The 14,124-nt window shown below is 69.6% G+C and carries 11 protein-coding genes; 8 read left to right on the top strand and 3 right to left on the bottom strand.

Annotated features, from left to right (window positions below; translation table 11 throughout):
• Nucleotides 1-153: 153 nt before the first annotated feature.
• The 6 genes from IG99_RS42190 (at nucleotide 154) to IG99_RS42165 (ending at nucleotide 8,416) form a co-directional block, all read left to right on the top strand.
• Entirely contained in the window at nucleotides 154-579 is a 426-nt protein-coding gene (locus IG99_RS42190) for a hypothetical protein (protein WP_158973368.1), read from the top strand.
• Nucleotides 576-3,299: a phospholipase D-like domain-containing protein gene (locus tag IG99_RS42185; RefSeq protein ID WP_037684129.1), complete on the top strand. Its 2,724-nt coding sequence runs from the start codon at nucleotides 576-578 to the stop codon at nucleotides 3,297-3,299. Before IG99_RS42190 ends, IG99_RS42185 begins: the two co-directional genes overlap by 4 nt.
• 124 nt (nucleotides 3,300-3,423) lie before the next feature.
• Nucleotides 3,424-4,671, top strand: a complete 1,248-nt coding sequence (locus IG99_RS44605) for an AAA family ATPase (RefSeq protein ID WP_158973367.1) — start codon at nucleotides 3,424-3,426, stop codon at nucleotides 4,669-4,671.
• A 190-nt stretch (nucleotides 4,672-4,861) separates the two neighbouring features.
• Nucleotides 4,862-6,553, top strand: a complete 1,692-nt coding sequence (locus IG99_RS42175) for a Mu transposase C-terminal domain-containing protein (protein WP_037684124.1) — start codon at nucleotides 4,862-4,864, stop codon at nucleotides 6,551-6,553.
• Complete coding sequence (locus IG99_RS42170) at nucleotides 6,550-7,293, top strand: AAA family ATPase (protein ID WP_037684122.1); 744 nt, start codon at nucleotides 6,550-6,552, stop codon at nucleotides 7,291-7,293. Before IG99_RS42175 ends, IG99_RS42170 begins: the two co-directional genes overlap by 4 nt.
• A 13-nt stretch (nucleotides 7,294-7,306) precedes the next feature.
• Nucleotides 7,307-8,416 carry a hypothetical protein gene (locus tag IG99_RS42165; protein WP_234312154.1) on the top strand — a complete coding sequence of 370 codons (1,110 nt, stop codon included), beginning with the start codon at nucleotides 7,307-7,309 and terminating at the stop codon, nucleotides 8,414-8,416.
• Between the two features lie 33 nt (nucleotides 8,417-8,449).
• On the opposite strand, the gene tpg is transcribed toward IG99_RS42165, so the two are convergent.
• The 3 genes from tpg to IG99_RS49345 form a co-directional block, all read right to left on the bottom strand.
• Nucleotides 8,450-9,043: a telomere-protecting terminal protein Tpg gene (tpg, locus tag IG99_RS48385; protein ID WP_267882611.1), complete on the bottom strand. Its 594-nt coding sequence runs from the start codon at nucleotides 9,041-9,043 to the stop codon at nucleotides 8,450-8,452.
• 944 nt (nucleotides 9,044-9,987) lie between these two features.
• Nucleotides 9,988-12,645, bottom strand: coding sequence for a DEAD/DEAH box helicase (locus tag IG99_RS42150; protein ID WP_234312152.1), 2,658 nt, complete (start codon nucleotides 12,643-12,645; stop codon nucleotides 9,988-9,990).
• A complete protein-coding gene (locus IG99_RS49345) occupies nucleotides 12,642-13,208 on the bottom strand; it encodes a hypothetical protein (protein ID WP_037684114.1) in 567 nt (188 codons plus the stop codon). Before IG99_RS49345 ends, IG99_RS42150 begins: the two co-directional genes overlap by 4 nt.
• A 153-nt stretch (nucleotides 13,209-13,361) precedes the next feature.
• Here IG99_RS49345 and IG99_RS42140 point away from each other — a divergent pair, with 153 nt between their 5' ends.
• On the top strand, nucleotides 13,362-13,655 hold the full coding sequence (locus IG99_RS42140; RefSeq protein ID WP_037684136.1) for a hypothetical protein: 294 nt from the start codon (nucleotides 13,362-13,364) through the stop codon (nucleotides 13,653-13,655).
• 133 nt (nucleotides 13,656-13,788) lie between these two features.
• Nucleotides 13,789-13,956: a hypothetical protein gene (locus IG99_RS49925; RefSeq protein ID WP_199815730.1), complete on the top strand. Its 168-nt coding sequence runs from the start codon at nucleotides 13,789-13,791 to the stop codon at nucleotides 13,954-13,956.
• Nucleotides 13,957-14,124 lie beyond the last annotated feature (168 nt).

The raw sequence follows: 14,124 nt of genomic DNA, 5'->3' as shown, positions 1-14,124 counted from the left end.
ACTTCAAGAGCCCCATCGACTACGAACACGACTACTGGGCCAGCTTCACCGAGGAACTGGCTGTATAGGAAGGTCTCCACAGTTCGAGGGGATTGACAGGACGATCTGCGACGGCTCACCAGCCGGCTCGATACCGCCTCCTCCGGTCTTGTGGTGGTGCTTGAGCTGGCCCGCCGGATGGAAGGCCGCGCAGGAGACGGCTGGCAGAAGGCCGCCGGCATCAGGTCGGGATGGCAGCCCTCGATCGCCGGCGTCATCGCAGCCCTGGGCAGCCATCTGGCCGACAGCCCCACTGTGGCGAACACGTTGTGGTGGCTGGTGTCACGGTTCGTCATCCCCGTCCATGAGCGGATCGCGTACTCGAAGCTGCCGGAACTCACCTTCCGCTTCCGTTGGGAGGACGGCCTGCTGCGCTTCTACGACCATGGAATCGGGCGGTTCCCGCTGGCAGCTGTTCGCAATGCGCCCTTGTCGTCCCTCACTTGGGACCTCGGCTTGTGGAGCGAGACCAACGACGATAAACGTCCGGCAACTCTGACCGCACGGGGCATGAGATTCGTCGAAGAGGTCCTCGGATGACGGACACTCCCGAAAACGGTCCGGTGATACCCACAGTCCAGCCCATCGTCGAACTCTTCACCGGCGGCGCGCAGGCGCTATGGGCCACGACGTACACCATGGATCTCGGACTGTTCAACGAGTTCCTCCTCGCCCGGCTCGGCGAACCGCCGCTCAACATCGCCGTGCTAGCGGACCACCGGCGTCTCACCACAAGCCTTGCCCGCATACCAGCGGAGCGCGCCGACACGCTCGCAACCGTGAACCGCCGCTGGCTCCTGCGCAGTGTCCGGATCAGCGGGGCATTTCACCCCAAGTCCTATCTGTCGGTCACCGGTGCCAGGGCCACGCTGCTGGTCGGTTCCGGAAACCTGTCGGCCGGAGGTCTGGACGACGGCCGCGAGGCGTTCACCACCTTCCGGTCTGGCACCCCGGTCGGCGACGCCGCCATCGCCGCGTGGCGATCGTGGATGCGGCGCCTCGTCGGCATAGTCGGTGACACCACGCTCGCCGCACGGTTCCAGCACCTAGAAGGCCAGATCCCGTCCCCGGCCGTGGCCACCCAGCACGTGCCATCGCCCCTGCTGCACAACCTTGACACCCCGATCGCCGACCAGCTTGCGGCCGTAGTCGCCGAGTCGGGAGTCCGGGTGAACGAGCTGTGGCTGGCCGCTCCCTTCTACGACGCTAATGCCGTCGCAGTCGGCGCCCTGCTCGACATGCTGAAGCCCGAAAAGGTGAAGCTCTTTGTCACCGGGTCGACGAGCGTCAACGGCGAGCGACTCGCCGAGCGGCTTGCCGCAAGCGGCGCTGGCGTGTCCGTGGCTGCCTATGAGCCCGATCAGTTCGTCCACGCAAAGCTCATCGGCATCCTGGCGGGACCGCGAGCGTGGCTGGTGTCCGGATCGGCAAACCTCTCGAGCGCCGCGCTCAGGCTGACCCACGCCGCCCAGGGCAACATCGAACTCGCCGTCCTTGCCCCGCTGGAGACCGACGAGGTTCGGGCCGCTTTCGTGCCGCCCGGCACGGCGGTTCGGGAACACAGTCTCCGAGCTCTGACGTCCCTCAGCTTCCGCACCCACCCGGAGCCGGAATCCCCCACAGTGCAGCTTGTGACCGCCACCGCGCTTCCCGATGGCCGGATCGAGATCACGACCGAGCCACCCTGGAGCGACGACTGGCTCCTCGACGACCTCACATGCCATCAGCCCCTCACCGCCGGCGATAACGGCCGTGCGCTGACCGCCGGGCCGCTGGAAGGCCGACTTGTCCAACTCCTCGACGGCGACAAGCAAGTCCTGTCGAACCGTGTCATCGTCGATGACCCCGTCGCCCTCACCGCCACGCTCATCAAGAACTCGGCCCGCTCCGGCGGCGACATTCCCCCCGAACTCCACGGCGCAGATCTGGACACACCTCTCGGCCGGGCGCTCATCCGGCTGCACCGCAACCTCACCATGGACGTCAGTGAACTGGCCACGACCACCGGTACCGCAGCGGAGGCCCGTGGCGAGCACGGTGAACAGACGGATGACGACCTGTGGGACCGCCTCGAACGTGAACAGCTCGCCCGCGACCCCCGGGCGAGTGTCTACAACCGCGTGTGGAGGCGCCATGCGCTCGATGGCGCCGAACCGCTCGTCGAACTGCTCGAGGCACTTCGCGCCCGTACCCCCGCCACGGCCAGGCCGCATCCGCATTCGCTGCTCGCACAGCTCCTCGACCGCACACACGAGCAACCTGACCACGGTGAGCACGGGCCGACCCGGTCCTGGAAGCCGTCCACGCGAATCAGGGTGCGCACCCGGAACGTCCTGCGCCGCTGGGCCGCCGCGCAAACCGATCCGCGCCTTGTATGGGTCGATCCGTTCGCTCCCGCCGGCAACTTCGCCGTGATGGCCATTACCCTCGCCCACCTCCGCCTCGACCAAGCCCGCCACCCGGAGCGGGGCGAGCTCACCGAGGACGACCTGGACGAGATATGGCAGCTGTGGCTGCGGCCGTTCGTAGGGACCGGCCAGGGCGACGGCTGGCTCGACCAGCTCGACGAGCCGACCCGAACGCAAGTGCTCAACCGGCTGCCCGCCTGGCTGCCCGAAACCGTCGCGGCTCTGTGCTGGCTGGTGATTCAGCCTGGCAGTGACCGGCGCGAACGCGTCGTCGCCGTCAAACCGGTCCTTGCGGCGGTCCTCGCCCACGGCCTGCTCGATCCGACCGAGACGACAAGCCATTACCTGTCCGTCATAACCGGACGAACCATCACCTGTGACATGGCCGATGATCAGCTTCTCGCCGCCATCGACTTCATCGACGACGACCTCTGGTGCGCCTGCACGGCTGAAGAGTTCGGCCTGGACGAGCTGAGGCTGGCAGCGTCGCCGGGTGTAACGGCCGTCCAGCTCCGGCTCGATGTCCGCGGCATAACCACCCCGTTCATCGACGCGCGCGTGCCCCGTCTGGTCGTCGCGGCACGGCACTATCGCCGGTGCGATGGAGTAGTCCTGATCGCCGCCGACTGCGGCTGGCGTCTCGCGTTCGTGACCGATGAGACGATCGCCTACCTGCCTGTGAGTGGGCGGTGGGGTGGCAGCGGGTGGGCGTCAGCGGAATTGCGGAGTGGATGTCCTGGTAGTAGGTCCAGGACAGGGCTGTCGTTGCTGTCATGGGGTGACCAAGCGGCTGTTGTGGTGCGGCTAGCAGGTTGGTTGCTGGCTGTCATGGGTTTCGCTGTTCCTGTGTGAGGGGTTGGCGGGGTCGGGTGGGCTGGCCCGTGTGACGGTTTTGGGGGTTTCGGCGGGTGAGTTCCGGGCGGGGTCGGCTGGGGCTGTGTCGGCCGGGGGCGCGTCGTTGGCGCGGGGTGTGGTGGTGCGTCGGCTTCTTGCGGTGGATGGGGAGGGGACGCTGACTGCGCTGCACGTGCGGATCGCGGCGGAGCTGGCGGGTGTGTCAGAGCGGACGGTGTGGCGGTGGCTGGCCGATGGGCGCCGCGGGCATGTCGAGGCGCGGCCGCGGCAGGACGGGTTTTCGCTGAGTGACGCCTTGTGGGAGGTCCTCGCTCAGGCGGGCGGGAACGTCGCGGAGTTGCGGCGCAGGATGCTCCGGGCTCAGGAAGAGGGGGTGTTGGAGGGGTGGGGTGCGCAGTGTGTGCCCTCGCTGCCGACGTTGCACCGGGTGATCAAGCGGGATCTGGGGGCGGGCCGGGTTCTTGAAGTGGCTCGTCCGGCAGGGGCCCGGGTGGGGCTGGAGCCGAGCCGGTATGACCGGGCGCTGGCGGATTTGGGGCTCATGGACGGGGCGGGTGGTTCGCTTGTTGTCGACGGGCCGCCCGCCGACGTGCCGGTGCCGGAGGACGTCGTGAATGCTGGGGTGCGGGGCGGCGGTGTGCGGTTGTATGTGCCGGGGGCCCGGCTGGTGTCCACGCGGCAGGTGGCCGCTGTGGCGGAGGCTGTGGGGCATACGGTCGCGGCCCGCGGGATGTGCTGTGTATACGGGGACACGGGCCCGGGGAAGACGGTCGCCGTCGAGCAGGCGTTGCATCTTCTGCCCGGCCGGGTGCCGGTGTGGCGGGCGGTGGCCGGCGTCGCACCCGGTCTGCCGCAGTTGCGGGCCTCGCTGTGTGAAGCGCTCGGGCTGCCGTCGGGGGCGCTGCCGCACCGGGCCGGACCGGCCAGCCAGGCTCTGACACGGGCACTGGCCGAGCCGGGTGTGCTGTTCATCGATGACGCCCAGCGGCTGACGCCGCCATTGCTGGATTACCTGCGGCAGTTGTGGGACGCGCCGGGCTGTGCGGCGGCGCTGGTGCTGTGTGGGGCCGGAAGCGAGCGGGCCCTCGCCCGTGCTTCGGCGCTGCGCTCGCGCGTGCTGACATGGCACCAGGTCGGCCGGCTTGAGCCGTCTCAAGTACCGCAGACGCTGACCCTGTTCCATCCCGTGTGGGCGCAGGCGAACCCGGAAGACCGTGCGCGGGCGGACGAGCAGATGGCGCGCGGCAATTTCCGCACGTGGGCGAAGATCACATCGCATGTCTACGCAGCCCGCGAGCGCGGCCCCGCACGGCGTGTGGACCGGGAGCTGATCGAGCATGCCTGCGCCCGTCTTGGCCCCTACCCGTGACGGTCCGCACTGCTCGGAGGGCTCGTGTACGGGGGGCCTTCACCTGTTCCGACGGGGTGAACGAAGAGGGCTTCACGGAAAGCGGATGCGAACGAAGGGGCATGGCGTGGACGGGCAGCCGATGGCGCCGCCGGAGGATCCGGCCGGTGTTTTGGGGGAGGAGTCGTTGACGGCGTTGCGGGCGCCGGCGGTGCGTCGTCTGCTGGCGCTGCGCGCCGAGCGGCGGCTGTCGCGGGAGCATGTGCGCCTGGCCGGGGAGTGCCTGGGGGTGTCGGAGCGGACGGTGTGGCGGTGGCTGGCTGAGGCCTCCCGGTCGCCCCGGGCCGCGATCCGCCCCGGGGAACGCAGCGGTGACCGGTTCGAGGTCACCAGGGAGATCCGGGTGCTGTTGGCGTACTGGCACGGCAACGCTTCCGCGGTCCACCGCCAGTTGGTGGCCCGGGCCCAGACCAGCGGCCATGAAGAGCAGCCGACGGCGGCGTCTGACTCCGCGGCTTCTCCCGCGGGTGCCCCGCCGGCTGCCGTGCCGTTGCTGGACCCGGTGCCGTCGTTGTCGACGTTCCTGCGCGCGGTGCGTCGTGATCTCACCGCGGGGGAGCGGGCCGGTCTTGCGACGGGACCGGATGCGGCCCGCGCGCACGACGTCTTCGGTAAACGGGCGGCCTCCTGGCGCAATCACGTATGGGAGGCCGATCATGTCCAGGCACCTCTGCTGGTCGATGCCGACGGTGACCTGGTGCGCCCGTGGGTGACCTGGTTCATCGACACCACCACCAAAGTCATCACCGGCACCGCGGTCACCCCTGGCGTTCCTTCCCGTGCCTCCGTGCTGGCCGCGCTGCGCGCCGCTGTGCTGCGTGAGGAGCCCTACGGCCCCGCGGGAGGGACACCGGAGCAGGTGCGGGTGGACCGGGGCAAGGACTTCCTGTCGACCACCGTCACCACCGCGTTCGGCACGATGGGCGTGACGGTGAAGGACCTTCCCGCTTACAGCCCCCATCTCAAGGGCACGGTGGAAAACCTCAACCGAGCCGTTGACCGGATGCTGTTCGCGGCCCTGCCCGGCTACACCCTCACCCCCACCAAGCCCCGCTCCGGCCGACGAAGTAGAGGCGCGGGTCGCAGGCCGGAGACTTCCGATGCCATGTCGTTTCAGGACTTCACAGCGGAGGTGCTGGCCTGGACACACTGGTGGAACACCGAGCACCGTCCCAAGGCGCTGTCCGGCCGTACGCCGCTTGAGGCATGGCAGGCCGATCCGACTCCCGTCACGGACGTCCCCGCCGCCGACCTGTGGACGTTCACTCTGGAGGACGACGGCCGCCCGCGAAAGCTGACCAGCCACGGTGTGCGGTGGCGCGGGCGCACCTACATCGCCCCCTGGATGACAGGCCAGGCCGGCCGTACCGTCACCGTGCGCTACATGCCGCACCACGATCACGAGATCGACATCTGTGACGCGAGCGGCGGTTATCTCGGGCCCGCGCACCTCGCGGACGCGGCCACCCCCGAACAACTCGATGCCCTGCGCACAGCCCGAGCGGAGCGGGCCCGACGTCTGCGCGCCGAGGTGAAAGCCGCCGAGACGCTGCGCCGACAGCGCTTCGCCCCGGCCACCACAGCCGGGCCGGCCCAACGGCTGGGAGCACTCACCTCCGCTCAAGCCGGGCACGAACTGGCCGCCATCGAGCACACCGACGCCTCGAAGCTAGCGCTGCCGGACCTCATCCCGCCCGCCGCGCCACCGGCCGACTGGCGCACCCCGCCCTCCCTCGCCACCCGGACCGCGCCCGGCCGGCCTGCGCCCGTCCCGTCCGAACCTGCCCCCGGGCGTGTGCCCGGATCGACCGCACAGACCGCTGAAGACGGAGACGCCACGTGACCGCGGCCACCTACCAGTACGTCGACCTGCCCGATGCGTCCGTGGTCACCACCCGAACCCTGCTCACCGCCCGGGAGAACATCACCGACACCGTCGCCGCCCGCGCCATGATGTGCATCCACGGAGGCGCCGGCTTCGGCAAGACCCTCGCCGTCAACACCTGCCTGCGCGCACTCGAACCCAGCGAGGACGTCCGCAAGATCACCTTCCGGGCCCGTCCCACCGCCCGCGCGGTGCGCTACGAACTGTTCACCGCCCTCGACCTGGCCGGTGAACCACCGCGCCACCCCAGCGAATTCGACCGCCTGCTGAAGACCGCCCTGGCCGAACGCCCCCGCACCTTCCTCGTCGACGAGGCCCAGTGGCTCAACGGGGAGGCATTCGAATACTTCCGCTACCTGTGGGACGAACCAGCCACCCAGCTCGCGATCATCTTCGTCGGCGGCGAGGGCTGCCACACCGTGCTGCGCCGCGAACCGATGCTGTCCTCTCGCATCTTCATCTGGCAGCACTTCACCCGCCTCACTCCCGGCGAAGTCCTCGAGGCTATCCCGCTGTTCCACCCCATCTGGGCCGACGCCGAACCCGATGACATCACCTTCGCCGACAGCCACGCAGCCCACGGCAACTTCCGCGCCTGGGCGCAGCTGACCGCCCACACCCGTACCGCCCTGGCCCGCACCGGCCGCCCCCGCGTCGACCAGGAGCTGCTGCGCTGGGCCTTCAGCCGCCTCGCCTGACCACCACGCCGCCATGCCGCTCGCCACGCCACCGCCCGTCACCGTGGTCATCGACCGCCATGACGACGCGATTCACACGCACACCGCCCTGGCCGCCCACCATCCGCCGTCCGGCCGGATCACCCTGCACCCCGGCCCGGGCACCACCAGCGAGACCGGCCTCGCCCACGACCTTCTCGCCGCCCTGGGCAAACCGCCCCTGCTCCCGGGGCGTTTCCCCGCCGGCCGTCAGCCCGCCTGGGAAGCCGCTGCCACCTGGATGACCGCTCTGCCCGTGAACCAGCTGACCGTCCTGCGCGCCCACCGCCTCACCGTCCGCCGCACGATCCGCCTCCTGCAGTTGCGCGCCCTCACTGGGATTCACCTGACCCTGGTCTGCCACCGCCCCCGCCTTCCCGCCGCCCTGCACCAGGCCCTGCGGGCGGTCGACTACTCCGTCACTGCCGATTTCCAGGCAGCCCGCCGCCACTACTACGGCTCACCCGTCGCCTCACCCTCACCATCAGACGAGCCCGCCCGGCCAGCAGACAGGTGGCTCACCCTGCCTGCACTGGACCGCCTCGTCTCCTACGACAGCCCCCGCCCCTGCGCCGACCCGTGCACGCCGCCCCCGATCATCTGGCGGCACCGCCCACCGCCCGTGCCTCTCACCGCGCACACCGCCCAGCGAGTCGCCCGCCGGCTGCACGCAGCGACCGCACATCCTCGCCTGGCCGCGGCCGTCGCCGCCGCGCTGTTCACCGGCGCATCCCTTCAGCAACTCGCCACCGCACGTCCCCGCGACTACGACGACGCTGCGGCCACGCTCGCCCTGCACGACCGCGCCCGCTACACCGACGGCTGCGCCGCCCACCCCGTACCGCCCTGGGCGGGCATCTTCCTGCGGGCCGCAGCCTGCTTCACCCGGCTCCTCTCCGGCGAGGACCAGGAACTGCTCGCCGCGCCAGGTGACCGTGGGCACCTGCTGCGTGTGGCGGAGACGGCCAGACTGCGCCCGCCCCAGCCGCCCGAGGCCCGCCGCAAAGGCCCGGTCGGCCGTGTGGAGTGGGACTGGCGCGAGCGGCAGGAAGCCGAGCGGTACGAAGCCATGCCGGCCAGTCGAGTCAGGCCCTCGCGACGCTGAACACCCTGACGCGTTTCGCTCGAAGAGGCAGGCTCAGCAGATCGAGAAGTCGGCGAACTCGACCTCGCTGAAGGCGATGTGCAGACCGTGGGCGCGGCGGCCCCCGTCACGGAAGTAGGCGTGCCCCAGCGCGCGGGCGAGGATCGCCGTCTGCTGCTGCTCGCCTGCGCCGGCATCCCGGGCCGCGAACAACTCCCGGGCTACCTCTCCCGGCAGGCCCTGGGTGATCCACCGCACCCGCGGGTCGTCCGAGGAGCCTGCTGGCGCGGCGAAGCCGAATCGCGCCCGGGTATGGAAGACGAACCCCTCCGCCTCGGCCTGGGCACGCAGGCGTGCCCGTACCCGGGGCTGCCACCGAGCCAGGACTGCATCCTCGATCGCCCGGATCTGCGTCGGACCTGGAGGACGACGCGCTCCTGGTTTCTTCGTCACCCACCGCTGCACGGCGCGCTGCGACACCCCCAGCACGGTGGCCACCCTCCGGGTGGAACCACGGTGCGCTGCCAGCAAAAACCGCAGGCGGGTCGATACTTGAAGGAACGGGGCGGGTGCGCAACGCGCGCTCCAATCCCTGCTCGATCTGTCCCACGTCCGCCTTTCCCAGCAGCCAGCCGACAGAGCCGGCACCTGCAGTTCGTCGCCTCAGTTCTCCCACGTCGTCTGCCCCCGCCTGCCAGTTTCCGCATTCTCGGGACAGTGCTGGCTGAGGCAAGCTACAAGCCCGTCCCGTACGCGGAGAACACCACCGCCTCGTCGTCGCCGACGAAGGAAAGAGCCGACGGCCGAGCCGCTATCCTGCCCGCAGGGCCGATGCCCTGGGCTACACCGACGCCCACACCGCACCCGGACACCCACACCGTCCGGAACACCGGTGGAAGGTCTTCCGGGACCGACGGACCGCTCGACGAACACCTTGACGATCCATCGAGCCGGGGTTGCCGTGTGGGGGCGAGAACCCGGTGCCGAGAGGACCCGTCCATGACCAAACGCACTACCGAGCAGCAGCGCGCCCGCGAACTCCAGCGCACCGCACGCGAGCAGGGCACAAACCTCAGCTACCACGAAGCCCTCAACTGGGTACGCGCCACCGCCGAAGTGCGGGCTGAGAATCCGGGCAAGATCGCCATCTGCGTACCGCACGCGCACTGCATCATGATCTTCGGCGCGGACGAGGCCCCCGAGTACATCCGTAAGTCGATCACGCCGACTCCCGCGGCCGAAGTCGAGCTCGCCAATGAGCTCCTCCAGCGGAGGAACGCTCTGATGCGCGACCATTCCAAGGCGGAGATCATGGCCATGATCCTCAGGAGGCGGCGCGTTTCGCGCGCGGATCTCGCACGCTGCACCAAGCAGGAGCTCGCAGGCGATCTGGTAGACGGCGAGGACAGCCGCGAGCGCTATGAGGCGTACGGGTGTGTGGCGCTGATCAACGGCAGACCGACGCGCGACTACGACCTCTTTGCGGAGGCATCGGCTGCTCCGGCCACGACAGCGCGACGCCCTGGCCGCAAACCCGCGCGCGCTTCCGCGCCCAAGGGCCCTGCATCGACGCACAGTAGCCCGAGTGGCTTCTACGCCCTTGCCCATTCCAGTCCGAGCGCGGCGAGCGCGGCGAGTCGCTCCGCCGTGAGCTTGTCGCGCCTCGACTTGGTGTTGGAGATCCATACGCCGAGCTTGACGACGACCGGATCGGCCTCGCCGTCGACGAGGATCTCTTCGCTGTGGCCGCGGGGTACGGGCCGGTGGGCGCCTTCCCGTTCCACCCACTGCGCGAGGGCCGTAAGTCCGCGCTGGAACGCCTGCTCTGCCTTGCCCGGCTTCGTCGCGCGGGTGGCTGCCGGGGCCGGAGATGGCGGCTGGATGGGCTTGATGCCCAGCTGGGACAGCCGTTCTTGTTGCTCGGTGGACAGCTGCGCCCAGGTGCCCGAGTTCTTCTGTCGCTGGAGCCACTTGCCCAGGTCGTCGCCCTCGAACAGCACGCCGGGCTGGATCTCGGGCAGGCTGCCGTCGGCGTCGACCAGGTCCGCGAGGACGCGGTAGTGCCGCTGCCAGTCCAGCGGCCACGCGCAGTCCCAGTCCGGGTCGATCGCGGCCAGCTGCTGCGCGCGCTCCGCCGCCCGCTCCGGGTCCTTCCCGAGACCGCCCTTGCGCCGAAGGTTGGCCATGTGCTGCCCGATGGGCACCATCGCCTCGCCTTCGCCCCACACGGCGTCCTGACGCGGCGCGAGGTGCCCCATGGCCCTCCGGTAGGACCGGAGCGCGGCGAGCTTGTTCTCCCAGGCTTCTTCGCCTGGCTCCCACACCATCCCGGCCTCGGGCGCGTCCAGCAGGGTCTTGCGCCGCTTCTCCAGTTCACCTGCCCGCAGCGCCTTCCTCTGCTGGTGGACCCAGCGCCCCAGCGGAAAATCCTTCGTGACCCCCACTTCCATCTCGACGTCGTAGGGCACGGCGTAGAGGCCGGTGATCTCGTTCTCCTTCCGCCAACGGAGCAGGGCCTGGTAGCCCTCCAGCCACACCAGGGACGCGGGCCGGTAGACCCGGGTGCGCAGGAACGCCGCGATGGTCGCGGCGTCGCGCGGGCTGGAGAAGTGCAGCAGCGCCGCTTCGGCAGCGGCCTGCGTGTCGTCCTCCTGGTCCTCGCCGTCACCCTCGCCGCCGACCCCGACGATCTGCCCGTCTTCGTCACGCCGGATGTGGACCTTGCGCTTGCCGCTGGTGAGCGCGCGGGAGGCGAGCTGCTCGACGAGTCGTTCATCGTGACTGCGGAGTCCTTGGAGGACCGCTACGAGGGGGCGGAACGAGGCGCTGGCGACCATGTCCTGCGGGTCCTCGCCGGGCTCCAGGAAGACCGGCACGATGATCCTGGCCACCTTGGTGGAGCCGTCCTTGTTGAGGCGGAGCGCGCGGCCGATGTTCTGCACGATCTCCACCTGGGAGCCGCGGGTGTCGGCGAAGCAGATCGCCTCCACACCCCGCTCGCCGGTGATGTCGACGCCTTCTCCGAGCACGCGAACGCTGGCGAGGAACGCGCGGTGGACCCGGTGGCCGGCCGCGTCGATGCCGTTGGCGAACTGGCGCAGCACCTCACGTCGCTCGGTGACGAAGTGGTCGCCGCACAGCCACGCCGACCACACACGGTCCGACGGGACGTGGCGGCCAGCCTCGAGCTCGTAGAACTCCGCGTCGATCGACGACTTCGGCAGCCGGTCCGCAGCCGCCAGGTCGTCGTCGGAGGCGTCGTTGACGTACAGCTCGGCAGCGGTCTTCGGCAGCGCCTCCGCGAAAGCCGCCGCTTCCTCCACCTTCTGATGGAAGGTCATCGTCGTACGCAGGTTGTACGCGGCGGCGTGCTCCAGGAGCGCGGTCTGCAGAAGCGCCAGGCGCCGGCCCCGCTGTGCCTCCTCCGACTCCCCCAGGACGGGAGAGGGATCGCGGATCTCCAGCACGTCGATCTCGAACCCGGCGAGAATACCCCGCTCGATCGCCTCGCTCAGCCCGAGCTCGGCCAGCCACGGCCCGTAGGTCGCAGAGTCCTGGCCCATCGATGCCAGCTCCAGCTCCTGGCCCTCCGCGCCCCTCTGCGGGCGGGGCGAGGCCAGGATGCGCGGGGTGGCGGTCAGGTAGAGCCGGAAGTCGGCGGGGATCCGCTGGTTGTCATGGATCGCGGCCCACGGACGACCAAGATCACCTGCGGTTGAGTGGGCCTCATCGATGACGGCGAGCGAAAAACCGTCCATCCGCTGCCCGTACAGGCGCTCCCCACCCGCCAGAGCGGCCTCCAGCGGCCCACGGACCTTCCGCTGACCCTCGGGGGCGTCGATGTCCTCGCGGTCTACGAGAGAGGCGTACGTGGCAAACACGACCACCGGCCCCGACCCTGCCCAGAGGGCGAGCTGAATGGGGTTGGTGGTGGTGCGCACGCCCAGCTCGTTCAGCACCGGGTCGTTCTCCAGCGAGCACACCGCGACCATGGGGGAGAGGTGACCCACCGCCCGCCAGGCCTGGGCGGTCTGCACGAGAAGGTCCAGGGTTGGCACGGTGACGAGGATCCGTCCGCTGGGGAAGCACTCCAGCGCGCACGCGGCGGCGGTGATCGTCTTACCTGATCCGGTCGCGGACACGATCGTTCCCCGCATACCTTCCGGGCCCACGGGCGATCTTGCAGGAAATCCAACCCATTTCCGGAAGCTCGTTTTCTGTTGAACCTGGTGTTCGCGGAGCTGGATCAAAAGATGTCTCCCGGTTCGGGAAGGACTTGTTCGACGGAAGCGATTCGGTAGCTGCCGCGCTGGTAGAGGCCGCCGTCTCTTCCATGTACGGCCCATGCTCGCTCGGCTGCTTCGTCGGCTGACGCGGCCATCAGGTGGACTACGGGAGCGGGCATGTCCGGGCTGGAGCAGCCGGCAGCGGGCCGGGCACCGATCCGGTAGACGCGCTGCCGACAGATTTCCGGGCCCGTGACCCCTGACCGCTCAGCCTCGGCCACGTCCCTCATCAGCCGCTGCAAACGTTGCTGTTCGTAGCGGACGGCACGCGAGTCGCGGGAGGGTGTGTAGGCGGCCATCCGCTCCTTGGCCATGAGCCCAGCGATCCGTTCCCACTGGAGGTGGCGCAGTTCCGCGATGAACAGCTCGCTCAAGTGATGCGGTTCGCGAGGGGCCGCCCTCGCCTTCCCGACGCGTTCTCGAGCCAGACGTACCCGCGCATCCACGCGGTGGCGATCGAGCCCGGCTGCGCTCGCGACCACACCGAGGCGGGCAAGCTCATGCGGAAGGTACTCGTAAATCAACACGCGCACCGCTCCCTGCCAGGTGTCCCTGAATTACGCCAATGCTACATGCTGCATCACAGCAAGATGCTGGCACGCGAATCCCTCATGCCAGCCCTCCTCCGCAAGCCTGCGCCGGCCCTGATGTTCAGCACGGATCGGGGTACACGGCCCCGCATGGCACCGAAGACCGAACGCATCCAGTTTCTGCGGGCCGTGCGGCAGCTGCACCGCATCCGCTCCTTCTACGCCGTGGGCGCCCTGCTGTGGGCGGCGTCCTCTGTCTGGACCGGCTGGCAGGCACCCGGGAGTCGGCAGATGTGGGTGTCCGTCCTCCTCCTGACCGTCTTCACCGGCCTCCTCGTCACCGCCGGCCTGTCCCTGCGGCGCCTCGCAGTTCCTGCGACAGGCCGACCCGCGCATCAGGCCGCCTCACACAAGAAGGCAAGCACCCGCCACGCCCACGCCTGAGGATCCGTCACCTCGCCCGGCCAAAGCCGACCAGGCTCCTACCGACGGGCATGCGACTTCGAAGGCGCCACCCAGGTCTGTGAGCGCGGTAGCCGGGCATACGGGCTTCACTTCCCATCGAGAGGAGCTCGTCATGCTCGGCATAGCCGCAGCAGTGCTGTTCTTCGTATCGTTCCTCATCAACGCGGCCGAGATCAGCACCAATCACACCTTCTCGTCAGTCAACATCATGCTCCTGGGCCTGGCCGCACTGGCCCTGCACGTTGCAGGAATCGGCGGCACCTGGTCCCGCAGGCGCTGACCCGGCATCAGCCCCACCCCTCACAGCTGCTGCTCGGGCCGCAGGCCCGTTGAGTGTGCCGCGCGAAGCGTGGCACACCTCGTGACGCAGAGCGTCACGGTGGCCGCAGCGCAGCGCAGGCCACTAGGCCGACCGAAGGCCGGGCCGCGTCCCGCAACGCGGGACGCC

The organism is Streptomyces griseus subsp. griseus (assembly GCF_000720255.1).
In the GTDB taxonomy this organism is placed as follows: domain Bacteria; phylum Actinomycetota; class Actinomycetes; order Streptomycetales; family Streptomycetaceae; genus Streptomyces; species Streptomyces griseus_I.
Note: the sequence above shows the minus strand (reverse complement) of the source record. Positions and strands in the feature narration are given on the sequence as shown.